Here is a 23277-nt window from a genome sequence, read left to right on the forward strand (position 1 = left end):
GGCGACGGCAACGGCGACTGGGAAAACTCACGCCCATCGAATATGAAACAATCAACCGGACCGCGCTCACAGCGGCCTAAAACCCCGAGTCAACAAAAGCCGGGGCAGTCCCTATCGTCTAGCCGGCAGAGCGGCTACGTACCCCTGTGTAGGCGCAGCCACAAGGGGGGATGCGGACAGCGTCCGCATCCCCCCTTGTGATGACATTCGCGTTACTCCCCCCGGCCGTAAACCCAAGCTGCCATGAGCACTCGTCCAGATGGCAGAGAAGCTAGGCTACAAGGATTGAGACCACCGCTGCAGCAGAATCTCCACCAACCTGCCCACCAGAGTTCTGCGCTACGGCGACCTTTGCGGATTCCCGTTGCCGTGCACCGGCTTCTCCGCGCAGTTGTTGAACCAGTTCAAAAATTTGAGCCGTGCCTGTAGCGCCAATCGGGTGCCCTCTGCTGAGCAGACCGCCGCTCGGGTTTACAGAGATTCTGCCGCCAAGGTCCGTTGCTCCACTACGCAACAGTTCCGCCGCATCCCCGGGTGCACAGAACTGCATGACTTCGTAATTAATCAGTTCGCCAGGGGCCGATGCATCGTGAACCTCTGCCACATGGACTTCTTCGGGCCCGATCGAAGCTGACTCGTAGGCCGCTTTAGCGGCCCGGGACGAAGCGTTTGGCTTCGACGGATCCGCTGAGCCCGAAACAAGTGCTGAGCTGGCCACCCACACTGGCCTGGATCGAGACAACTTGGATGCCACACGCGAGGAACAGAGGATTACCGCCGCTGCTCCATCGCCGATTGCAGAGCACATAGGAAGCGTCAAGGGTTCGCTGATCATCCGGCTTGCCAGCACTTCCTCGACGGTCGTCTCTTTGCGAAACTGAGCGAAGGGGTTGAGCGAAGCAGCATGGCGACTCTTGACTGTTATCCGCGCAAAATCGGCTGGTGTCGTCCCCGTGGCGTCCATATACCTGCGAGTACGTTCCGCGTAGATGTCCATAAAGATCGAACCGCTGCCTGTGCCGACGTGCGAGGGCAGTTCTTCTTCCTTGTCTACCGCCCCTCCGAACGCTGCGATAGAGACGGTCTTATCTGCATGGCTCAGCTTTTCAGCTCCCACTGCCAATACGATATCCGCCTGGCCACTTGCCACCGTCTGCCACGCCAGATGGAACGCTGTGCTGCCGGTAGCGCAAGCGTTTTCCACGTTGATTATGGGCTTGCCCATGAGGCCGGTATTCCTCAGCGCGGCTTGGCCCCGGATCATCTCCTGCCCAGTGATGGTTCCAGACGCTGAGTTGCCAAAGTAGATACGGTCTACTTTGTCCGCACCGATTCCGGCATCCTCCAGCGCTATTCTCACAGCTTCCTCGGAAAGACTCTTCACCGATCGATCAAGAAACTTCCCAAAAGAAGTCATTCCAATTCCAGCGATCGCTACGCGGTCGGTCATAGTTACTCCCATTCACACTCTCGACAAAACGAAAAGGCTCCGCTACGGTGCGGGTCCTTTGCTCAATTAGCCTTGACCCACTCTAGCACTTACTGGTCAGCAATCAAGTGTCTTCAAGATTTGCTCAATACGAGGGGCTGCACCAAGGCGCCCTCGAGTCATCAGTTCTGATGCCAGGCGATGAAGCGTGTTTACCCTCGCCAGCGGCCAGGATCATCATGCTTCCCTGTGCGACGATCAAGGAAAGCGTTTCGCTTAGGCATCCTGGACGAGAGGCTCGGCTGCGACGCCGACAAGTGCCTGCTCGATCTGCGGCACACTCCAGCGGCTACCGTTCTCGAATGTATCTACGACCCGCCATCCTTCATACACTCCAATCAGATCACCCACCACGCGGAACATGTGGCCGGAGAAGGCGCAGCGCTCGGCCGCCAGGAACGCTACCAGCGGCGAGATATTTCCCGGGTGCCAGCTATCAAAATCCGTGTCGGATTCCGGCTCGGCCACCCGTTCACTGAGCCCCGGAGTGGACAGAGTCAAGTGGGTCCGCGCCGCTGGCGCAATACAGTTAACCCGTACGCCGTACCTCTTTAGCTCCTTCGACGCGACCTGCGTCATGGCAGCGATCCCAGCTTTCGCTGCGGCGTAGTTCGTCTGACCTGCCCCCGGCTGAAGCCCCGCGGCCGAGGAAGTATTGATAATCGCCCTGTCTGCGTCCAACCCCAATTTTGATTGGTTACGCCAATACGCAGCCGCGTGCCGGCTGACAGCGAAAGTGCCCTTAAGATTGACGTCCACCACCGAGTCAAACTCCTCCTCGGTCATGTTGATCAACGTCCGATCCCTCATGATGCCCGCGTTGTTCACCACCACGTGGAGGTCGCCGAATTCGCGTGTTGCGGTTTCGACCAGCCGCTGCGCACCGAGCCAGTCACTGACGCTGTCAGTGTTAGCCACGGCTTCCCCGCCCGCAGAGATGATTTCAGCAACCACATCATGCGCCGGACCATTGTCCGCGCCTGCTCCCCCGACGTCATTTACAACTACCCGCGCACCTTCCACCGCAAACAGCAGGGCGTGCTCGCGGCCGAGACCTCGCCCGGCGCCCGTCACGATCGCAACTCGTCCATCCAGAACACCCATAAACCGACTCCAATTCGTTCGATTGTTCTTGACCACTCAACTCTGAAGCGAGATGGTCTTTAAGCTAACCTGCGTTAAGACTAACTGTTAACACAATTGCGTCATCGCTGAACCAGCTCGACGGAAATCAATGCTGACTTGTCGGAAGTTGGTGCTGCGAAGTACATCCCAAAGTTGTAACCAAAATTCACTGTTTATCACGCCCCAATGACCTGCATGGGGAATTTCAATTCAAATAACGAAACATTATCTTCGCGGAATCATTTACGCATTACGATGGGTTTGGGCCCGTGTAATTTACCTGGTCGGCAGGAACGTGGCGCCACGTGTTTCCCTGTGCCACCTCCTCCAAGTAGTGGGCTGCAAGGCCGACCGACCGAGGTGCCACCAGGAAGATTCGCGTCGTCTCCCAGGTGAACCCGAGATCCAGAATGAGGGCTGCAATCGCGCCATCGACGTTCGCAGGAATCTTGCGCCCAACCGCTTGGCTCAACTCGTATTCCAGGTGAGTCAGCAATGACGAGTGATGGGAGAAGACCCCTTCCTCCTTGGCGATACCCATCAGAATAGGAAAGCGCGGATCCGCACCGTGTTGCGGATGACCAAACCCCTCAAGGGGGGCTCGCCGCGCCCTGCTGTCAGCCACAATCTCCTTGGCGGCTCGCTGCAGCGATTCGTCGGTGACCTCACCGTCTTCGGCTATCTGATGTACAACCGATTGCAACTTCAATGCCAGTTGTTGACCGGCGCCACCCTGGATGTCCCCGAAGGTCGTCACTCCGGCTGCAATCCCCACTTGAAGGGGAACCCCGTACGACGCGAGCATTCTGGTGACCGTACTCGACGGCGATATTCCGTGTTCCATCACCGAGACAAGTAGGGCATCAAGAACTCGAGCCTGACCAGGTGTTGCACGATTCCCGGTAAGGACCAGGTACATCATCTCAGAATATGAAGTATTCCCGATCAGCTGGCTCAGCCGGTGCCCCCGAATAATCACATCATCCTTCTCGACCTCCCCTATGGCAGTTTCCCAAGCGTTGGTATCCCGTGTAGTCATTCGATTTCCTCTGTTGTAGTTTTCCTGCAGTCCAATAGCTTGAAGTAACGAATGCTCGGACGCGACCGCTTTTTCGATATTGCGCACCGTCGCCAACGCGGAAGAATATCGCCTGCTCGGCCCACACTCCACCGTTCCGCGCTGCAATTCCCCTTCGCCGTCCTTGAAACGCGGACTCATGAAGCTCCGAGAAGGAGCCAGTCGCGCCTCGTGGACCTACCGCCCCTTCCGACCATGTTCCGACCGGGTTGGGAACGATGCTATTCAATGCAGAATATCACTTACTGATCAGCAATCAAGTGTTCGAGGGATGTGCAGGGCTTCACTATCCGGGACGGTTGGTTCGGCGAGCGTGTCATCAGGCCCAGGACGGAGTTACAAGGCCGGGACCAACCAAGCTAAATTGGGCCTCAATAGAGGCCACCACTGGAGGAGCGGTATTCACCGAACATCCGGTACGTGAACCGGGATGAGGCCAGCGCATCTGCCAACGCCACGGTTCCATGCCGGAGGTGCTCGCCTGCGGCACCCGGGACCCTCGGCCGGGCCATTCCGCCCAACAAGAACCTGGTCGCCAATAAAGACATACTGATCGCGGGAACTGCACGACCCACGCATTGAGTCGGCGAATGTCAACACCTACCCGACCCAGCTTGTCCTTCCCACAGGACTCAAAGGTCGAGCTGTGGAATTGGATCAGCGTCCAATCGGTAAATTTCTCCCGCCCGTAACGAATGTCGGAACCATAGGAAATGAAAGCTGCAGGCTATCGGGCGGGCCTGACTGAGAAGCCCATGAAACGGGGCTACTCCAAGAATCGCACAAAATGGGGAAGCTCATGTTGAGCATTGTCGGTGGCACGTTCGAAAGCTGCCTGTCCGATGACTACTACCATCTATGAAGCGACGCCGTCAGCCACGTCCCGGCATAGCTCCTCTTGAGGGTATCTTCACCATGGTTAGGCTGGATTCCGACAGTTGCCGGGTGGCGTTAACGACGTAGGCGGCCGGCCTACTCGCCCAGGTGTCAACTGTTCTCCACCTGCAGACTCTTGATGCCCGCCTTTCAACGCCAAGTCCGACCTTGACCTGGAAAATGGACTCTTCCTTGGCGGATACTGCGATATCTTCGTGGTATGGCTCCTTCAACGCCGGGCATCGACAAGTCCTCGCCAGGGGCCGCCCCTAACCCTGCAGCATCCCACGGTTCCGGAGTGCCCACCTCGGGACGCGTCGAGCGGCTCATGCGAACCAGACTGCGCGGCGCCGCAGACGGCACAGTACCGGAATGCACCGGATCGATGATCACTGGAGTCTGGTGCCTGGACCGCGAAGGGCGACCCACAGCATTGACAGCCGCTTCCTTGTTGGACCAAACTCTCGCTACGTCTCTCCGCGCTGCCGCCCCGGAGCTTACTTGGATGGTCACGACGGAGCTGCAACTGAACTTCCTGGTGCCCCCACCTATTGACGGCGTCGTGCTGGAGGCCTGGACCAGAAGCGGCTTCGTTGATCAAAGGGGAGGCGTGTCTTTTGGCACCCTACGTGGACCGGACGGAACGGAACACGTACACGCCGTTGGCTGGTTCCAAGCGGTGGGGCCGTCCCCAGCCGGGGCACTCGACCACTTCCACAGTATGGGCGCGTTACCATTAGGGCCCGAGTCCAACGTCTCTTTGGACACGTTGCTAGGCATGCGCAGTCAGGCGTGGAGCGCTGCAGACGAGAAGCCAGCGAATGACGAGGGCTTCCTCAGGGGGCCTGATTTCCCGGTGATCCATGAGTTCATGAATCGCAACGGGACTGTTCACGGAGGGGCAATCACCATGATGGCGGGACTTGCTGCCAAGGCGGCCATTCCGACGCCTGAGAATTTCGATCTCCAGTCCTTGCGGATGGTGTTTCTTCGTCCGTCCACTGGACCAATTGCTACGCGGGCACGAATCCGACATGCGGGCCGTTCCCTGTACATCGTGGATTTGGAACTGTTCAGCAGCCGTACGACTCCAGGAAGCACGACATCACGTGCATCAGACACTGACATGCGGGAGGACCTTGACAAGGCCTTCGAAAGCAAGCCAATCGCGCAGGCCCACGCAATCTTCCGTCCGGCCCGCTGAACGGCCCGGGGTCACGGCCTGACGGGCCACTAAGCGTCCGGATCTCGTTGAGCTCTACAAGTAGGGCACCGTGATTAACGGGCCACGAATGGAGATGGCCTTGGAGCGACACCTTATTGGGTATGTTTCATGCCCCGGGCGCCTCTTCTATTTGGTGACCTTGCCCATACGGCTTGCTATGGGCCTGGTAAACAGCGGTTTGATCAGGAACCAAGCCGCAGCGATGACGAGCAGGGAGATCAGGAAGATAACAAGGCCCCACCAGTCCACCATGTCCCGTGAGCCATACATGTGGTTTAGGTTCTGTAAAGCTCCGGTGAAGAACACCAGGAACACATGCACCACCGTAAACGCAACGAAATAGAGCATCACCGGAAAGTGCAATGCCCGGGCCCAATCCACCGGGTAGATCCTAGTGAGACGCTCAGCGCGCTCAGGCCACCAGGTGGACATCCGGACGCCGCTCACGACCGCCAAAGGGGCGGCGACGAACACAGTGACGAAGTATGCCATCACCTGCAGGGCGTTATAGTGCACCCAACCGTTTTCGGCAGGCCAGTCAAGCGAGGCATACTGAACGGCCGCTGAGAGCATGTTTGGGAAGACATCCCAGCTCATCGGTACGATTCGGGTCCAGTGCCCGCTGACAAGTAGCAATGCGACGAAGATCATCCCGTTCGCTACCCAGAGCACGTCCAAACTCTGGTGCAGCCACTGGGACAGTGATACTTTTTTTGGGCTATTGCCCTTCGGGGAGAAAAACGAGTTCTTCTTCGCCGTCCAGTAGCCAGGAGGCTTACGCTCCGTACGCACCTGGAGACCGGTGCGGATGATCAGCACGATGAAGAACATGTTGAAAAAATGTTGCCAGCCCAGCCATGCCGGGATTCCGACCGGAGCGCCTTCCGGCTGCCACGCGTGCCCGCTGTAAGACATGACGAACTGCTGCACACCCTCAAGGGTGCGTAGCCAGCGCGCGCCGAACACCACCAGTAGTCCCAGAATTATCAATACGGCGGTAACGACGGCGGGCTTCCGCCATCCCGGGCCAGCCACGTTCCCCTTACTGACGGGGCCGCCCCGGGCGGCTCCCTTCGTGTCGAGGAGACGAGTCGAAGAGGTCGCTTTGGCCGCCGGTGGGAACAAACTCGTCTGGGCGGCACCAGAACCGCCCCGTACCGCGGAATCAGTCGATGGCCGCGCGACCCCCTCCCCTCCGGCCGTATGGGGGGGAGCGCCCATCCGGCGCTTGCGTGCAGGAGTATCATCAGCAGCGGACTTCGATTGCTCGTTTTCCTGTGCAGCCCGCTCCGATGGCAAGTCCATTCCCTGAAGCTGCTTTTTGTCGATCAACGCCGTGACGTCATCGCGGGTCTTTGGCGACGTCATGGCCGTCTCTGCAACCAGCGAATCGCCCCGCTGTTGTTGCTGCAAATGCGTCTCTAAACGCTCCGCAGGCACGGGCTCGGCGTCTGCTCGCTCAGGGGCTAGCGGCGTGTATCCCGCCATGCGGCGCCGTTTCGGGGGCTGGCTGGGGTTTGGCTCGCTAGTCATAGATTTCGGTCCTCTAGCTGGGTATCAATTTCGGGTTCAGAAGCATGGAAGGCCTCCGTCGGACCACAATTTATGGTCCTGGGTGGGCAACTGCCGGTACTGGTCAGCTGCGTCGGTTGTTGATCTCTTCGATCAGCTGTGGGACCACAGTGAACACGTCCCCGACGATGCCGAAATCGGCGACGTCGAAGATCGGAGCATCCTCGTCCTTGTTGATAGCAACGATCGTTTTGGAAGTTTGCATCCCTGCCCGGTGCTGGATCGCCCCAGAGATTCCCAGCGCCACATAAAGTTGAGGGGTTACGGTTACGCCAGTTTGACCCACCTGGTAGGACTGCGGCACGTACCCGGCATCAACGGCGGCACGCGAGGCACCCACCGCGGCACCTAGCACGTCGGCAAGTTCCTCCACCACGCTAAACGCCTCCTTCGAACCAACGCCGCGTCCGCCAGAGACAACGCTCTTCGCCCCTCTCAACACTGGTCTGCCTGGTTTCCCCGCGGCCTCGGTGACCTCATCGATCGTGGCTCCGGTGGCCGTCTTGGTTGCTATCTGCGCGATCGTGATTACGGGAGATGCGACGGCCACGGCCCCGCCCTCAATGGAGCCCGGACGCATAGTAATTACCATCAAGCCACCTTCCACGGTCGACTCGGTTGTGAAGTCGCCGCAGAACACTGAATGGGAAGCAATGATTTCCTGGCTCTCCTCGTCGAAGCGAACCGCGACCGCGTCAGCGGCTACGGAACCGCCGGCCACAATTGCGAGCCTGCCTGCCACAGCGTTGGAATCGTTGGTCGCCGGTATCAACACCAAGCCAGCCCCGTACTTATGTACCGCGTCTGCCATGGCACCGACCTGCGCGGACCCCAGTTCGGTGGCCGCGTTCTCCGATTCGGCTAGGTACACATGGGTCGCGCCCAAGGTCCCCAAATCAGCGGCTAAGTCCCCGGACCGCCCTGAGGCAGTAACCGCCACCGCTACGGGCGTGCCGAGGTCGGCTGCCAGCCTGAGCAGGCCAGCGGCAGTGGACTTCGGCGATCCCTCGCGGGTTGTCTCGATCAGGACCAGAACGTTTCCGGTGTATGCCATGGTGTTTTCCTTCAGCTGTATGACTTCTGTATCAAAAGGGGGTCGCTCACGTTCAGATGAGGCGGTTCGCCGCCAGGAACTCGGCTAGCTGCGCTGCCGCGGTGCCGTCGTCGACAACCTTCGGTCCGGCCTGCTTGGCAGGGCGGGCCGACGCCGAGACCATCACCGATGCGACTTCCGGAGTTGCTGCGATTCCCAGATCAACAAGTGACCAAGTGGTTAAAGGCTTCTTCTTCGCCGCCATGATCCCCTTGAAGTTCGGAAAGCGGGCATCCGCGGACTTCTCCGTGACCGATACCACTGCTGGCAAACTCGATGACAAGCGAAAAGCGCCGCCGTCCACCTGGGCCCAACCCGACACGGCATCCGCGTCGATCACGACCTCGTCCAGACCCGGAAGTACAGGCCACGCCAGGATCTCGGCAACCATTGCTGGGACCATTCCGCCCCGACCGTCCGTGGCCGCGTTGCCGGCGAGGACCAGATCCACCCCTCCGAGCTTTCCGAGGGCGGCAGCCAGCACTCTCGCTGTCTGCACCATGTCGGAACCCGCCAGGGACTCGTCCGAGACCAAAACGGCGGAATCCGCGCCCATCGACAACAGCTTCCGGAGGCTCTTACCCGCGTCCTCCGGCCCCATTGCAACCACCACAATTTCGGTATCTTTGCGCGAATCCTTTAGCTGAAGGGCGTTCTCCAGAGCCCGTTCATTGATCTCGTCCGGCACGGGCTCTGACGCACCGCGGTCCAGCATTCCGGATTCAAGGTCGATCTTACGATCAGACCACGTATCCGGAACCTGCTTGGTCAACACAACGATCTTCATGGAGAACCTTCCTCGGGGCTATTGCTGCCGCTTTCGTAATCCAATTTACGGGGAGTTAGCGAAAAAAACTAGTTGTTCGACAACTATTTTCTTAGATCCAAAGGCGGTTTGTATCGAGTCGCCAAGGGGCGCGGAGGATAAACGGCCGCCAGCGTCAGGTCAACGGCTAAGGAAAGCCGGAATGAGGAATTGGGCCTCTTCGGTGGCCATGCGCTCACCGATGGTCGCAGCCTCGCGTGTGCCCACTTCCCCGCGCGAAAGGCCGCGGCTCTGACGCAGCAGCTTGCGGACATCGCCGAGTGCACCAGGCGCACCGGCAACCCAAGCGGCGACCACCTCTTGAGCGCGGGCAATTGGGTCTATAACGACTTCTGTAACAAGTCCCTGGCTGAGCGCCTGACTGGTGCTCAATGGCCGCCCGGATAGGGCAAAGGCCAAGGCGCGGTGCAGCCCCATGGCCTGCGGCAAGCTGGCGGAGGTGCCACAGTCTGGAGTCAGGCCAATGGAAGGGTAGGCAAACACAAAGCTTGTACCTTCCGCTGCGATGATAACGTCGGCGACCAGCATGATGCCAAGCCCACCACCGGCAACGGCCCCGTGCACGGCCGCCACCACAGGCTTCTGCAGTGATTCCAGAGCCTGAACAGCCCCATCAATTGTGGTCGCAAGCTCAGTCAGGAATTGACCTTGGTCTGAGGACTCCGCGAACGCGGAAATGTCTCCACCGGCACAGAAACGCTTGCCGTTACCGGTCAGCAAGACCGCCTTGACCGCGTCGTCCTCCGCCAAGCGGCTGACCGCCTCTCCGAGCGCTATGGCTAAGGGCATATTTATTGTGTTGGCTGCCTCCGGGCGATTGAGCTGCAGGTGTCCGACGCCACCGGCAATAGTCAGAGTTACTGGCTTTGGCATCAGATCCTCCGGAAGAGTGCTGCTAGTGCCTGTCCTCCGCCGATGCACATGGTGACGATTCCCAGTTCCAGGTCCCGGCGTGCCATGTCTTTGGCAAGACGTAGCGTAAGGATGGCGCCGGTGGCACCGACTGGATGCCCCAGGGCAATGGCTCCTCCGTAGGGATTGACCTGGGCCGGATCGAGGTCGGCGTCCCGGATGACAGCGACAGCCTGTGAGGCGAAAGCCTCGTTCAGTTCAATCGAGCCGATATCCTTCGGGGTGGTGCCGGTCTTCTCGAACAAGGACCTCAGAGCCAGTGTGGGTGCGTACCCCATGAGTTCTGGATCCATGGCGGCCGTGGCCACGGCCTCGAGACTAACCAAACCCTTCAGGCCACGCTCGGCGGCCGCTGACTCACGAGCCAGAACGAGGGCCGCGGCGCCGTCGTTGATACCGGATGCATTACCTGCCGTGACGGTTCCCCCAGCGGTAAAGGCTGGACGCAATCCCGCCAGGGTCTCCATGCTTGTCTCCGGCTTGGGGTGCTCGTCCTTCTCGGCTGTGAAGGGCTTTCGACCTGCGACAGTGACTGGCGTTATTTCCTCCGCAAATGCGGCCTGAGCCGCAGGCGCAGCGGCGCGGCGCTGAGATTCGACAGCGAACTCGTCCTGTTCCTGGCGTGAAACATTGTATTTGCTGGCTACGTTCTCGGCGGTGACTCCCATGTGAATGCCATGCAAGGGGTCTGTGAGCATCATGAGAGTGCCGTCGCTAAGGGAACGGTCGCCAAGACGGTAGCCCTGACGCGCGCTGAAGTCGTAGTACGGCATCCTAGTCATGGACTCGTTTCCACCAGCCAAGGCAAAGTCAAGCTGGTTCCACTGCATTTCCATGGCTGCCGACCAGATGGCCTGGAGGCCCGAGCCACAGAGCCGGTTGACGTTGAATGCCGGAACCCGTGTCGGCAATCCTGCCGACACCGCGACACGCCGGGCATTGTACGCATCGGCCCCCACCTGGCCGATGCAACCCATAACGACTTCTTCGATGTCGTCGCCGGTAACATGGGCCCGCTCCAAGGCTGCTTTGCTGGCCGTCGCCCCCAGCACGTGGCCGGGGACATCCTTGAAGATGCCGCCGAAGCTGCCGGTGGGGGTGCGGGCACCGTCCAGGACGATGATTTTCTCCACGATTCGTTCTCCGTTGCTCTTAAGATGAATTGCTGGTGTGACTATGACGGTGAAGACAAAGGGCACCTTGCCAGGATGGAAAAGTCACTCTCCCCGGAAGGAGCAGGGACAAAACTTTCGAGTTCAAACCCACTGCGTGAAACTGTCCACTGTTTCCCGCGGCGTAACGAGTGTGTTCACGGGCGCTGACTCGTCTGCGTAGCCAAGGGACATACCGCAAACCAGTGTTTCGTCCGCACCAGCGCCTATGATCGGCATAATGGTCTTCGCGTAGTAGTTCCATGCCGCCTGAGGGCAAGTGTGCAACCCCCGCGTCCGGGCCATGAGCATGATGTTCTGCAGGAACATGCCGTAATCGATGAGTGATCCTCGCCCCATGACCCTGTCGACCGTGAAAATCAGTCCCACGGGGGCATCAAAGAAGCGGTAGTTGCGCTGTAGCTGCGCGTGCATCTTGTCTTTCTCTCCCCTGCCGATGCCAAGAAGGTCATACAAGCTCCATCCGTTCTGACGCCGCCGGTCAATATACGGTGAGACCCACTCTGCCGGGTAGTAGTCGACCTTTTCGCGGTGTTTTGCTGCGAGGCCGGGGTCAGCGTAGACGGCGTCGTCCACAGCGCACACCTGTTCCACGAGGTTGTCCCGTTGATTGCCCTGCAGCACGTACACCTTCCACGGCTGCGTATTCGTGCCGGATGCGGCTTGACTAGCTACCCGGAGTATTTCCTGGATGTCGCTTCGGCCAACGGCCTTGTCCGGAAGGAACGCCCGGCACGAAAAGCGGCTCTCGATGGCGGCCTCAACGCTTGCTGGGTCCTGTACCTCGGCCGTGACGCGTGATGATATCAACGCAAATCTCCTAGCACCGTCTAGATTTTCGGTAACTCTTCCTGAACGCCCTTATGGGCGTTCAGGTGGAAGCTGGCGAGACGGGCCGGTACCGCTCCGGAAGCCGGCCCGATCTGCCACTTCAGTTGTAGTCTTTTCCCACATTCTTCATCTAAGCGCCGTTTCGGAACTTAGATGGTGCCTGCCTTGCGCAGTCCTGCGATCTGCTCGACCGAGAGGCCTAATAGTTCGCCCAGGACCTCGTCTGTGTGGAATCCCAGCTCGGGCGCTGGCCGCATCACAGGCGCCGGCGTCCGACTGAACCTAGGCTGCGGTGCGGGCATTTTCAGGGGACCGAGCCTTGGATTCTCGACGGTGGCGATGGTGCCCCGTGACTTGTACTGGGGATCGGCCACGATATCCTCGATAGAGTAAATGAGAGAGTAAGCTAGGCCCTTATCATCGAGAATTCGGCACAGTTCCGGAACCGGCAGAGACTTGATCCAAGCCCCCACGAGTTGATTTATCTCCTCGATGTTGGAGATGCGGTTCGCGTGCGTAACGAACCGCTCATCACCGATCAGTTCCGGTATTGCTTCGCATAGTCGGCGGAACATACGGTCCGAGGATACCGTCAGGACGATATGGCGCCCATCGATTGTTTCGAAGTGGTCCCCAGGTGCGGCCGCGAAATGCAGGTTCCCCGTGCGTTCCCGCGTGTGGCCGAACTTATCGTAGGCAGTCACCATCACGTCCGTGAACCGGAAGACCGTTTCAAACAGCGAAAGGTCTATCTGCTGACCTTGTCCGCCGCTGACGTCTCTGTTGTAGAGGGCCACCATCGTCCCGAAAGCAGCAAGTACTGCTGTCTGATAGTCAGCAATAGCAACACCGACCTTCACTGGAGCCCGGTCGGGGTATCCCGTAGCATTTAGCACCCCGCCCAGGGCGAGGCCCATCCGGTCATATCCCGCCCGGGGTGCGTAGGGGCCCGTTTGTCCGTACCCGGAGACGCTGAGCATCACCAGTCCGGGGTTCACCTTCTCTAAATCTCTCCAGGCAAGGTTCCATCGCTCCAAAGTTCCCGGACGAAAATTCTCCACCAGGACATCTGCGCTCTTCACTAACTCTTTGAGGATCCGCTGGCCCTCGGGTTGACGTAAATCGAGAGTGATCGATTTCTTGTTGCGTCCCTCGACGTTCCACCACAAGCTCTCACCATCGCCCAAGCTCGGGCCGATATGACGCAAAGTGTCCCCTTTGCCGGGTTGCTCGACCTTGATCACCTCAGCGCCGAAGTCGGCCATCAGAGTCGCAGCGACAGGACCGGCGACCATGGTGCCTACATCGATCACTCGTATGCCTGACAACGGCCCTTTGTCATTCAGTTCCATAGATCTCATTCCTCAAATCATCAATTCGCAGGTGATAGGGCACGGCCCGGGACGTACCACCGGCTATTTCCCCTGGAAATGCGGGGTTCGTTTTTCCCGGAAGGCCGCCAACCCCTCAACACGGTCAGCAGAGTGGCTATAGAGGTTTACCAACGCCCGTTCGTAACGCAGTCCGATGTGCGCTGGCTGATCCAGAGAGTCATTCAGGGCCTGCTTCATTTTTGCCAACCCCAAGGGGCTCTTACCGGCAAGCTTTGTGGCCAACGCCGAAACCTCGTCATTGAGGCTCTCGTCTGGGATCACTTGGCTCACCAGGCCCATCGCCAGCCACTCGCTGGCCGCCGGCATATCGCCCGTGAACATCAAATATTTAGCGTTATTGAGGCCGATCTTCCGCGGCAAACGAACCGTTGCTCCCGCCCCAGGGAACATCGCGTAATTCGAATGGGCGTCCCCGAGGACCGCGGACTCCGCCGCGACAACAACATCGCACGCCAACACCAATTCCAGACCACCAGCGATAGCAATACCGTTAACCGCCGCGATCACGGGTTTAGTGCACGCCTCGATCAGATTCGTGAGTTCACCGATTCTCTTTACAAATCGAGCGCCGCTCTCGGGACTACGCTTTGCGCTGTCCTTGAGATCCGCCCCCGCGCAGAAAGCCCTACCCGTACCAGTGAGGACAATGACCCGCACCTCTGGATCTTCCTCAGCGTCCAGTATGATCCGGGTCAGATCATCCACCATCGACGCGGTGAGCGCATTCAACGCCTGCGGCCGGTTTAGCCTGAGCCACAGAACGTGCTCGCTCTGATGCAGTTGAAGTTCGTCCGTCTCCGTTGACAGCTCTATTGACATTCTTTTGCCCTTCTATTTTAACTACTTTGTTTTCTTGCCCGGGCACTCCATCGGCGCGAGCCCGTTGGGTACGCTGAATCTTTCGGACATCAAGTTGTTGACGTCGACCCTACTTTTCGGTTGAGGACAGCGAAGGAACCGCGACGCCTGGACAGTCCCTGTACCGTCGCAAAGCGCCCCTCATCGAAGTCCCAACCCCTTCGCAACGATGCTGCGCAGCACCTCTTTGGTACCGCCGCGGATCGTGCAGGAGGGCGCGTTCAAGACCACATATGCCAAAGCCGCCCGGTACGAGTCAGCGGCGTGCGGATCTGGCTCGGCTTGCAGCGCGAGCCGCAGGATCTCCGGAATCTCTTGCTCGAAGCAGGTGCCCAGGTCTTTAACCAACGCGGCGTGCAGTGCGGCATCCTGACCATCAGCGATCATCGTCGCCACACTGCGCGACATCCGCCGCAGCGTGACGAGGTGGGCCACCAGGCGTCCGAGTGCTCTAGTGCCCACAGCAGACGGTTGACTCTTCAGGACGCGGACGAATTCTTCCAAGACACTCAGATGCGACAGGAAGCGCTCCGGACCGCTGCGTTCGAACGCCAGCTCACTCGTTACCTGTTTCCATCCATCACCCTCGACGCCGATGAGCGCCTCGTCGGGGAGAAAAGCGTCCTGCAGATGCACCTCGTTGAAGTCCTCAACTCCAGCAATGTTAACGATCGGCCTACACACAATTCCGGGCGTCTTCATGTCGACCAGGAATTGGCTCAACCCAGCGTGGCGTTCCTGGCTTGACGGCGAGGTGCGGCAGAGCAAGATCATATAGTGGCTGCGGTGCGCATTCGTGGTCCAAATTTTCGCCCCATTTACGAGCCAGCCTCCGTCCACCTTCGTGGCGCGGGTGCGAACAGAAGCCAGGTCCGATCCGGAGTCGGGCTCGCTCATTCCGATGCAGAAGTAAGACTTGCCGGCGGCGATGCCCGGCAGGATTTCCTCACGCTGCCGCTCGCTGCCAAAGCGCAAAAGCAGTTGGCCGCTCTGGCGGTCGGCTACAGAGTGCGCGCTGATCGGAGCCCGGGCCGCGAGTAGCTCCTCCAGAACCGCATAGCGTTCGACGAGGCCGTAGCCTCCACCGCCATAGCTCTTGGGAAAGCCCATCCCGATCCAACCGCGCGCACCGAGCGCCTCGCTGAATTCAGGGTCGAAGCCACCAAAAGCGCTGGCTGCATGTGGATCACCCCGCCAATCAAAGTCGTCGAGGAACTCGCGTACTTCTGTTCGCAGACGCTCACCGACCTCCGACTGCCGCGGTCGCGGAAAGGACAGGTTGCTCATCGCGTCGCTCCTATGTCGAGGCTGCTCCTCGTCGGCGCAAGCGTGCGCCAGAGGGTCTTCTCCGATTCATTGCCCAGAATGCTTTCCCCGATTACGTCAGCCCAGAACGCTTCACTGCCGTATTCGTCCCGCCAGGACCAAAGCCGTTTCGTGAAGCGGTGCAATTCGTGTTCCTCAGTGAAGCCAATAGCCCCGAATACCTGGTGTGAGATCGCAGCGGCTTCTCCGGCGGATTCCCCAGTGCGGATCTTTGCACTGGCCACTGCAACGCTGCGCATGAGTGACTCGTCCTCGCCAACGATCCAGACATCAATCGCCTCGCTGCCGGCTTCGGTTGCTGCCCGCGCGGCTGCTGCCTGCGTGGCAAGTACGGCAATGCTCTGCTGAACCGCCTGAAACTTGCCAATCGGCCTGCCGAATTGGACCCGCATATTGGCGTAATCCACGGTCAGGTCCAAAGCGCGTTCGATGGCACCCGCCATCTGAGCACTGCGCATGACTGCAGCGATCGCCAGCACCGAATTGGACTCAAACGGTGCGGGCACCACGGCAAGTGGGGCGACGCCTTCGAGGGTCATGTCATCCCGCGGCTCCCCCGCGAGGTTCTGGCCCGGCGTAACTGAGACGCCGGACGCACGGCGGGATACCACGATCAGCTGTGGAGCCGGGCCCTCACTGATGAACGCGACGTGCGTGCAGGCGCTGCCCCAAGGCACACGCACGAGAGCCCCGTCGACATGCCACTCGTCGCCAGATCGACTGAGTCGAACCGGTTCCAAAGGCGCAGAAAACGCAATTGTCGGCAGCTCTGCGTCTTCAATGCCCGCAAGGTCCAGGAGCCAATGCCCAATCATGGCTTCGGCCAACGGCACGGCGGCTGCATGCTTGCCAGCGATCCCCAGGAGCTCGCAGGCAATCGCCCAGCTCACTCCGACGCCGCCCTTACTCTCAGGCACCAAAGCCTTATCAATTCCTACGCTCCGGAGAACCTCCCAAAGGTCAGGGGGTCCATCGGCGAAAATGCTCTCCGCCGTTTGGTGGAGCATCTCTCGAGTTTCATCATCCATCGTTTGCTCCTTCCTTCTTTTCGCGTTCGGTGGGAGCCGCGAATGTATATTCGACCAATTGCACTACCTGATCCTTGATTCCACGTATGTCTGCAGCCGAGCCTTGTATAAGCCGTTGCGACGCAAGGCCACGGAGGGCACCCACAACGAACTCAGCCCCGAGCGCTGGGTTGATATCGCGGCGCACCTCGCCCTGCTCAATTCCTATGCGCAGGTTGTCCTCCAGCCACGCAAACATTTCACGGTTATACACAGCTACTACTTCGGCGGTCTCCGAGTTTTCAAGCAACGACTCCGCCAGCAGCAATAGGAGGGTTCGCGTGTTTGTCCACTTCGGATCGCTACGCCCCAGGTATACGCGGACATAGCCGAGAACCGCCTGCAGACCGGCAGGGGGCGTTGGCGCAGCTTGCATTTCCTGGGCGAACGATCGATTGATGTGCAGGGTTAGGGCACGTAACAGCGCGCCCTTGCTGCCGAAGTGATGAGCAGCCTGACCCCGGCTGTAACCAGCCGTGAGGCCGACCTCCGCAAGGGTCATTCCCACCCAACCTTTGCGCGAAAGCAGTGTCCGCGCAGCCGCAAGAAGTCTCGTCTCGGCTTCCTCACGTCGCTCTTGCTGAGTGCGTCGCTGCGGCGCCGACGTCTGGGCTTCCCTGCTTGCTACCTGCTTACTCACCCGGACAGTCTGCCGCTGCATTTCGGTCGCTTCTTGAACAGCCCAAATGGGTGAAGGCCATCCCGTTGCTTCTTCGACTGCTTGCCCTTTGTCCACGTCTTACTCCTTTGAACGCTCTCGTAGCCTAACAACTTACTGGTCAGCAATCAAGAACTTGTTTGTCGATTATCAATCAAAGGTGAATCTAGCAGCTCGCTGCCAGTATGCGGGCACGACAGCAGCGCACCCGATGGGATGGACATTGTGGAACTGGCAGCGGGGCCCACAAGGGCGTAGCCACCGCCGACGACCCATTGTCTGCAGGCCACGCGGATCAACTCAAGGTAATAATGAGCCCGACGGCGATTCACAGGCCCTAAGGCCAAGACTCGCCCCACGTTAGGACCTATCGCTTATCCAGGTGAAAGGGCTTGCCGTTGACTCGCTCTGAGGCACCCGTTCGGTCCAGGTACGGGGTGATGCCGCCCAAGTGCAGCGGCCAGCCGGCGCCGGCCATCATGCACAGGTCCACGTCCTCCGCGGAAGCGACCACTCCCTCGTCAAGCAGCAGCCCGATCTCTTGTGCCAAGGCGTCCTGGACCCGGTCGAGTAGTTGTTCCGAGGTGGCCGGGCAGTGAGCGAATTCCAGGAGGTCCATAGTGGACTGTGGGATATGCGGGTTGCCGTCGTGTCCAGCGGTCCAGAGCGAGGTCATGCCGTGGTCGATAAGTCTTTGTAGATTGGTAGAGATGGGGAACCGGTCACCGAAGGCGTTATGGAGAGATTCGATGACATGCTGTGCGACTGGAAGACCGATCATGGCCAACAGCGTGAACGGGGTCATTGGCAGGCCCATGGGCTTGAGTGCCTCGTCCGCGATCTCAGCAGGGGTCCCCTCATCAAAGGCCTTTAGGACCTCCGCCATCGAACGCAGCAGCACGCGGTTGACAACGAAGGCCGGCGCATCAAGGACGAGGACCGTAGTCTTCTTTAGCGCGCTGCCGAGAACAAACGCGGTGGCCAGGACTTCCTCGCTGGTCTTGGAGGTCCGTACGATCTCCAACAAGGGCATAGCGGCCACCGGGTTGAAAAAGTGAAATCCGATAACGCGTTCCGGGTGCAGGAGATCTGCGGCCATCTCGGTCACCAGCAGCGAGGACGTGTTGGTGGCAAGAATGCACTTCTCGGAAACGACGGACTCAACTTCTGCCAGGACCTGCTTCTTGATTGAAAGTTCTTCAAAAACCGCCTCAATCACGAAGTCAGCGTCGGCAAAGGCGGTCGTGGACACAGAGCCGCTAATAAGGGTTTTGAGGCGATCGGCCTCGTCCAGGGAGATGCGTCTCCGTGTGAACAGCTTGTCCACCTGGGCGTGGGCGTGACCTACGCCTCTATCCACGCGGCTTTGGTCGATGTCCGTCATCACAACGGGCACCTGCAGCTGTCGGGCAAACAGCAGGGCCAGCTGGCTGGCCATCAGGCCTGCGCCGACAACTCCGACCGTGTTGATCGGGCGGGCCAGCGCGGGATCGGGTGCGCCTGACGGGTTCTTGGCCCTACGCTGTAGAAGTTCAAGAAACGCGTACACGGAATCCTTGAACTGCGGCGTCAAGATCAGTTCACCGAGTGCGTCGACTTCCAACTCTGCGGATTGCGCCTGGTCCAGGCTCCTGCCCAGTTCGAGCAGATCCAGCAGACGAGCAGGGGCAGGTGCGGCATTGGACGTCTTGGACTCAACGATGGCCCGGCCCGCGGCCACGGCCGCGTCCCACTCTTCCGGAGACGAGCCGGCAATCGATGCCCGTCTTTGGTCAAGTTCTTGCCGGTGTGCCTCATCGGTGATAATCCGATCCGCCCAGGCCAGGGACTGACTCAGGAAATCGGGACTGTGGAAATCGGGACTGTCGAAAACAGTGTCTGCAATTCCAAGCTCATATGCTGACCTGCCGTCAAGAACCTTGTTGTTAGCCAGCGGGCTCTCGATCATTACCTTCACCGCATTAGCGGGCCCGATGAGCCGAGGAAGTCTGTACACTCCGCCCCAGCCGGGCACCAGGCCGAGGTAGGCCTCGGGCAGGGAGATCCCTTTCGCATCCGTTGAGACTGTTCGGTAGCGGGCTGCCAACGCGACTTCGAGCCCGCCGCCTATGGCCGCACCATTGATGAAGGCGAAGGTTGGAACGTCCATAGCTGCGAGTGCGCCAAACACCTGATGACCCAGGCGCGCAATATCTCGGGCCGCCCCCATGTCCTTCACGTCTATCAGGGCCTTCAAGTCTGCGCCGGCCACGAAAAAGCGTTTCACACCGGTAATGCCAACGCCGGCCACGCGCCCGGACTCGACTCGCTTCGCGACTTCTACAAGGATCTCCTGGAGTGCCTGCAGCGACTCAGTGCTAAAGGTGGCGGGCTTGCCCTCTCCCCCGGTAAGAGTGATCAGCGCGAAGGTGCCTGCCCGAGGCAGTTGGACTTCTGTCAGTTGTGCATAGGAAGCGAGGCCGCTTACAGCGCGTGCCTCAGGATCACCGGATTGAGTTTCTGTGCGAAACGGGTCTGTCATGGGTCATTCCTTAGTCGAGGGAATCAGTAGCGGTAGCGGCGGTCCGACACTGTTAGATCGGGCCCTCTACAAAAAGGCCCTGCGAGGGCATCAGCAACTCGGTGAGCGAGTTGGAATGGCTTCACCAGAATCGATTGCCTGATCCGGGCCCCCACAGGTCCACTTGCGGTGGGGCCTTTCTGGGAGGGTTACCGGACCATCTCGCGTTCAGACCTTGCGCCTCCTGAACACATAATACTTGTCAGTCAACTATTACGTTATCCTGCAACCTTTGGCAAGATGATGTCGCTTGGCCCCAGGCCCGACGCCCAAAGAGGACTCTCTCGTGTCAATCTCGAGGCCATAGCGATGAAGCCGCGTAGGACGTTCGGGATCCAGGGTGCCCCGTGACGGTGCGGCCCCGGCTCCGGGACCGACCGCCAAACCTTGGACGAAAGTCACACCCAGAGTTCAGTCGATTGTCGCCTCGGACGCCAGTTTCCTGAGAACGGGAATGACTGCTTCGAGCGCCTTGCGGTCTTCCGGAGTCAAGCGCTCCCTGACTGTCCGGTCCAGCCAGCCGTACCCGACAGACACCTCCTGAGCAAGTTTTTGGCTGCCCTCCGGCGTAAGTTCGATCCAGACCCGGCGACGATCCACGTCATCGGGCACGCGCGTTACCAACAGCAGCCGTTCCAGCTCACGCGCAGCGAGCGAAATGCCCTGAGGGCTAACCCGTCCAGCGAGCGCAAGTTCCGAAGTGGTCGCCCGTCCATGCTCAGACAAATATCGGAGAACCCCCAGTTTTCCAGGCGAGAGAGTCCGTTCCACGTTCAAGCGCGCCAGCAGAGGGTGCAGTGCCTCGAAAAAGGCGTGTGTCATTTTCTTCTGGTCGATCATTCCTCGAATATACAACCAGCTTGATCAACTTAGTTGTTCTTTATGTGAAAAGGCCTAAATAGACCCTTCTCTGAACGAGTTCGATTCGACTTCCTCCTCAGAAGGGAAACGATCGTAATGCCGGCTTGCCAGGCCAACCGCGCTGACGATTCCGGACACGGCTGGCGGGGAGGCCGACCGTGTCCGGAATAGCGCGTCCGTCAACGGAGGACCCGCATTACCCCTGGGCGTCGCGGATGGCTCGATTCACGGCGGAAATGACAGCTTTGAGCGCGGCCGTGCTTGTGTTGGCGTCGATTCCGACGCCCCACAGCACGCGCTCCCCCACTGCGCATTCGACGTACGCAGAAGCCATCGCGTTACCACCCTCTGAGAGGGCGTGCTCAGTGTAGTCAAGCACCCTGAGGTCGACACCATCCTCCCTGAGGATGCTCAGCAGGGCCGCGATTGGGCCGTTGCCGGCGCCGGTGCGCTGAACCTGCACGCCGTCCACGGTGAGTGAGGCACGAAGCGTCATGCCGCCGTCGTCATCTGTTTCTGTTTTGACCGCGCCCAGCGAGTACCGGCCCCACTGCCCGTCACCCCCGCCGGAGGGCAGGTATTCGTCCTGGAAGATCTGCCACAGCTGCGCGCCGCTGACCTCGCCGCCCACTGTGTCCGTGCGGCGCTGGATCACGCCGGAGAACTCGATCTGGGCACGCCGCGGCAGATCCAGGCTGTGCTCGGTCTTGAGCAGGTAGGCCACTCCGCCCTTGCCAGACTGGGAGTTGACCCGGATGACCGCTTCATAACTGCGGCCCAGGTCCTTGGGGTCGATGGGCAGGTACGGCACCTGCCAGGTGAAGTCGGAAACGTCCTTACCCGCAGCGGCGGCGTCCCGTTCGAGTGCTTCGAAGCCCTTCTTGATGGCGTCCTGGTGTGATCCGGAGAACGCTGTGAAGACCAGGTCGCCACCGTAGGGGGAACGCTCCGGGACTGGCAGTTGGTTGCAGTACTCCACCGTACGGCGGACCTCGTCAATATTGGAGAAGTCGATCATGGGATCGATGCCCTGGACGAAAAGGTTCAGGCCCAGGGTGACCAGGTCAACGTTGCCGGTACGCTCGCCGTTTCCGAAAAGGCAGCCTTCGATCCGTTCGGCGCCAGCCATGTACCCCAGTTCCGCCGCGGCAACACCCGTTCCGCGGTCATTGTGTGGGTGCATGGACAGGATGATGCCCTCCCGAGGGTGCAGATGCCGGCTCATCCACTCGATCGAATCGGCATACACGTTGGGGGTGGCCATCTCCACGGTGGCGGGCAGATTAATGATGACCTGCCGGTCAGCGGAGGCTTCAAAAACATCGGCCACGGCATTGCAGACGCGCGCGGCGTATTCCAGTTCCGTACCTGTAAAGGATTCCGGCGAGTACTCATAGATGACGTGCGTGTCCACGAGCGTTTCCTCGTACTTCTTGCACAGCCGCGCGCCCTGCAGTGCGATGTCCAGAATCCCATCCTCGTCCTGGTTGAACACCACGCGGCGCTGCAGCACGGAGGTGGCGTTGTAGAGGTGGACGATGGCCTGCTTGGCGCCCACCAGGGATTCGTAGGTTCGCTCAATCAGGTGTTCGCGTGCCTGGGTGAGGACCTGGATGGTGACGTCGTCCGGGATGTGATTGCCCTCGATGAGCTGGCGGACAAAGTCGAAGTCTGTTTGGGAGGCTGACGGGAAGCCGAGCTCGATCTCCTTGTAGCCCATGTGGACCAGCAGGTCGAACATCTTCATCTTGCGGGCCGGGCTCATGGGATCGATCAGCGACTGATTGCCGTCGCGCAGGTCCACCGCGCACCAGCGCGGTGCCTTGGCGATGATTTTGTCCGGCCAGGTCCGGTCTGGCAGTTCCACCTTAATCTGGTCCTGGAACGGCATGTAGCGGTGGGCGGGCATTCCTGAGGGCTTTTGTGCGTTTCGCATGATGTGGGGCCTTTTCTAACGTTCTTATCTGAAAGGGTGGCCGGGCAACACAAACTCCGCGACGAGGATGGGCCTTGCGCTAGATTGCGCCTGAGGCCTCGCCGCGGCAGCTAAGGAGAAGGAGCTCTGCACGCACGTTCCGAGAGTAGCACGAGTGCCGAAGTGAAAGGGCCGTGCTGCTGGTTGGCCTGGCACCAAGGGCGTGCAGGTCATTGACGACCAAGCCGATCTTGGCGCTCCTGTCAGTTGACCTGTCGCGGGACCGGTTCCAAGGTCGTCCGCGTCGCGAAGCTGACTTCTTAGGGTCGGCAAGTTCAGATTGCGGACTCCAGGACGGGCGGTGTGTTGTCAGCTCCACCAAAGGGTCGAAAAAGAGTGGCAAGTATGGGTTGTCGGGTTCGACTGCGGCGGGAAAGCT

General features: G+C 59.8%; 18 protein-coding genes. 1 reads left to right on the plus strand and 17 read right to left on the minus strand.

Translation table 11 applies throughout. From position 1 onward, the window contains the following. Positions 1-271 precede the first annotated feature (271 nt). The 3 genes from J7E83_RS14895 to J7E83_RS14905 form a co-directional block, all read right to left on the minus strand. Positions 272-1450 carry a thiolase family protein gene (locus J7E83_RS14895; RefSeq protein WP_214963556.1) on the minus strand — a complete coding sequence of 393 codons (1179 nt, stop codon included), beginning with the start codon at positions 1448-1450 and terminating at the stop codon, positions 272-274. A gap of 255 nt (positions 1451-1705) precedes the next feature. Continuing rightward, positions 1706-2593 carry an SDR family oxidoreductase gene (locus J7E83_RS14900; protein ID WP_214963559.1) on the minus strand — a complete coding sequence of 296 codons (888 nt, stop codon included), beginning with the start codon at positions 2591-2593 and terminating at the stop codon, positions 1706-1708. A gap of 271 nt (positions 2594-2864) precedes the next feature. Further along, entirely contained in the window at positions 2865-3833 is a 969-nt protein-coding gene (locus tag J7E83_RS14905) for a citryl-CoA lyase (RefSeq protein ID WP_214963562.1), read from the minus strand. A 955-nt stretch (positions 3834-4788) separates the two neighbouring features. Here J7E83_RS14905 and J7E83_RS14910 point away from each other — a divergent pair. Next, positions 4789-5772: an acyl-CoA thioesterase domain-containing protein gene (locus J7E83_RS14910; protein ID WP_214963565.1), complete on the plus strand. Its 984-nt coding sequence runs from the start codon at positions 4789-4791 to the stop codon at positions 5770-5772. A 147-nt stretch (positions 5773-5919) separates the two neighbouring features. Here J7E83_RS14910 and J7E83_RS14915 read toward each other — a convergent pair whose 3' ends face one another. The 14 genes from J7E83_RS14915 to leuA form a co-directional block, all read right to left on the minus strand. Next, positions 5920-7326 (minus strand): cytochrome b/b6 domain-containing protein, encoded by a 1407-nt coding sequence (locus tag J7E83_RS14915; protein ID WP_251043912.1) that lies wholly within the window; start codon positions 7324-7326, stop codon positions 5920-5922. Between the two features lie 103 nt (positions 7327-7429). After that, entirely contained in the window at positions 7430-8419 is a 990-nt protein-coding gene (locus tag J7E83_RS14920) for an electron transfer flavoprotein subunit alpha/FixB family protein (RefSeq protein ID WP_214963568.1), read from the minus strand. Between the two features lie 52 nt (positions 8420-8471). Next, positions 8472-9245, minus strand: coding sequence for an electron transfer flavoprotein subunit beta/FixA family protein (locus tag J7E83_RS14925; RefSeq protein ID WP_214963571.1), 774 nt, complete (start codon positions 9243-9245; stop codon positions 8472-8474). A gap of 159 nt (positions 9246-9404) precedes the next feature. Next, complete coding sequence (locus J7E83_RS14930; RefSeq protein ID WP_214963575.1) at positions 9405-10157, minus strand: enoyl-CoA hydratase/isomerase family protein; 753 nt, start codon at positions 10155-10157, stop codon at positions 9405-9407. Next, entirely contained in the window at positions 10157-11332 is a 1176-nt protein-coding gene (locus J7E83_RS14935) for a thiolase family protein (protein WP_214963654.1), read from the minus strand. Before J7E83_RS14935 ends, J7E83_RS14930 begins: the two co-directional genes overlap by 1 nt. Before the next feature lie 120 nt (positions 11333-11452). Continuing rightward, positions 11453-12178, minus strand: coding sequence for a nitroreductase (locus J7E83_RS14940; RefSeq protein ID WP_214963578.1), 726 nt, complete (start codon positions 12176-12178; stop codon positions 11453-11455). A 170-nt stretch (positions 12179-12348) separates the two neighbouring features. Further along, on the minus strand, positions 12349-13551 hold the full coding sequence (locus tag J7E83_RS14945) for a CaiB/BaiF CoA-transferase family protein (protein ID WP_214963581.1): 1203 nt from the start codon (positions 13549-13551) through the stop codon (positions 12349-12351). Positions 13552-13614: 63 nt separating this feature from the next. Next, positions 13615-14412, minus strand: a complete 798-nt coding sequence (locus tag J7E83_RS14950) for an enoyl-CoA hydratase/isomerase family protein (RefSeq protein ID WP_214963585.1) — start codon at positions 14410-14412, stop codon at positions 13615-13617. A gap of 180 nt (positions 14413-14592) precedes the next feature. Continuing rightward, entirely contained in the window at positions 14593-15738 is a 1146-nt protein-coding gene (locus J7E83_RS14955) for an acyl-CoA dehydrogenase family protein (protein WP_214963588.1), read from the minus strand. Further along, the gene (locus J7E83_RS14960; protein ID WP_214963590.1) at positions 15735-16805 is read right to left on the minus strand and encodes an acyl-CoA dehydrogenase family protein; all 1071 of its coding nucleotides are present in this window, start codon (positions 16803-16805) and stop codon (positions 15735-15737) included. Before J7E83_RS14960 ends, J7E83_RS14955 begins: the two co-directional genes overlap by 4 nt. Next, positions 16798-17580 carry a TetR/AcrR family transcriptional regulator gene (locus tag J7E83_RS14965; RefSeq protein WP_214963593.1) on the minus strand — a complete coding sequence of 261 codons (783 nt, stop codon included), beginning with the start codon at positions 17578-17580 and terminating at the stop codon, positions 16798-16800. The genes J7E83_RS14960 and J7E83_RS14965 overlap by 8 nt, the downstream gene beginning before the upstream one ends. Positions 17581-17869: 289 nt before the next feature. Then, positions 17870-20023 (minus strand): 3-hydroxyacyl-CoA dehydrogenase NAD-binding domain-containing protein, encoded by a 2154-nt coding sequence (locus J7E83_RS14970; protein ID WP_214963596.1) that lies wholly within the window; start codon positions 20021-20023, stop codon positions 17870-17872. Between the two features lie 450 nt (positions 20024-20473). Next, positions 20474-20902, minus strand: coding sequence for a MarR family winged helix-turn-helix transcriptional regulator (locus J7E83_RS14975; protein WP_214963599.1), 429 nt, complete (start codon positions 20900-20902; stop codon positions 20474-20476). Between the two features lie 217 nt (positions 20903-21119). Continuing rightward, on the minus strand, positions 21120-22859 hold the full coding sequence (leuA, locus tag J7E83_RS14980; protein ID WP_214963602.1) for a 2-isopropylmalate synthase: 1740 nt from the start codon (positions 22857-22859) through the stop codon (positions 21120-21122). Positions 22860-23277: the final 418 nt, after the last annotated feature.

The organism is Arthrobacter sp. ISL-48 (genome assembly GCF_018613805.1).
Classification (GTDB): domain Bacteria; phylum Actinomycetota; class Actinomycetes; order Actinomycetales; family Micrococcaceae; genus Arthrobacter.

Excerpts from the sequence above, each read along its gene's own strand:
- J7E83_RS14905 (WP_214963562.1), bottom strand. The coding sequence starts at position 3,833 with ATGAGTCCGCGTTTCAAGGACGGCGAAGGGGAATTGCAGCGCGGAACG.
- J7E83_RS14895 (WP_214963556.1), bottom strand. The coding sequence starts at position 1,450 with ATGACCGACCGCGTAGCGATCGCTGGAATTGGAATGACTTCTTTTGGG.
- J7E83_RS14930 (WP_214963575.1), bottom strand. The coding sequence starts at position 10,157 with ATGCCAAAGCCAGTAACTCTGACTATTGCCGGTGGCGTCGGACACCTG.
- J7E83_RS14910 (WP_214963565.1), top strand. The coding sequence starts at position 4,789 with ATGGCTCCTTCAACGCCGGGCATCGACAAGTCCTCGCCAGGGGCCGCC.
- J7E83_RS14900 (WP_214963559.1), bottom strand. The coding sequence starts at position 2,593 with ATGGGTGTTCTGGATGGACGAGTTGCGATCGTGACGGGCGCCGGGCGA.
- J7E83_RS14950 (WP_214963585.1), bottom strand. The coding sequence starts at position 14,412 with ATGTCAATAGAGCTGTCAACGGAGACGGACGAACTTCAACTGCATCAG.
- J7E83_RS14960 (WP_214963590.1), bottom strand. The coding sequence starts at position 16,805 with ATGGATGATGAAACTCGAGAGATGCTCCACCAAACGGCGGAGAGCATT.
- J7E83_RS14975 (WP_214963599.1), bottom strand. The coding sequence starts at position 20,902 with ATGATCGACCAGAAGAAAATGACACACGCCTTTTTCGAGGCACTGCAC.
- J7E83_RS14925 (WP_214963571.1), bottom strand. The coding sequence starts at position 9,245 with ATGAAGATCGTTGTGTTGACCAAGCAGGTTCCGGATACGTGGTCTGAT.
- J7E83_RS14945 (WP_214963581.1), bottom strand. The coding sequence starts at position 13,551 with ATGGAACTGAATGACAAAGGGCCGTTGTCAGGCATACGAGTGATCGAT.
- J7E83_RS14955 (WP_214963588.1), bottom strand. The coding sequence starts at position 15,738 with ATGAGCAACCTGTCCTTTCCGCGACCGCGGCAGTCGGAGGTCGGTGAG.
- J7E83_RS14915 (WP_251043912.1), bottom strand. The coding sequence starts at position 7,326 with ATGACTAGCGAGCCAAACCCCAGCCAGCCCCCGAAACGGCGCCGCATG.
- J7E83_RS14970 (WP_214963596.1), bottom strand. The coding sequence starts at position 20,023 with ATGACAGACCCGTTTCGCACAGAAACTCAATCCGGTGATCCTGAGGCA.
- J7E83_RS14920 (WP_214963568.1), bottom strand. The coding sequence starts at position 8,419 with ATGGCATACACCGGAAACGTTCTGGTCCTGATCGAGACAACCCGCGAG.
- leuA (WP_214963602.1), bottom strand. The coding sequence starts at position 22,859 with ATGCGAAACGCACAAAAGCCCTCAGGAATGCCCGCCCACCGCTACATG.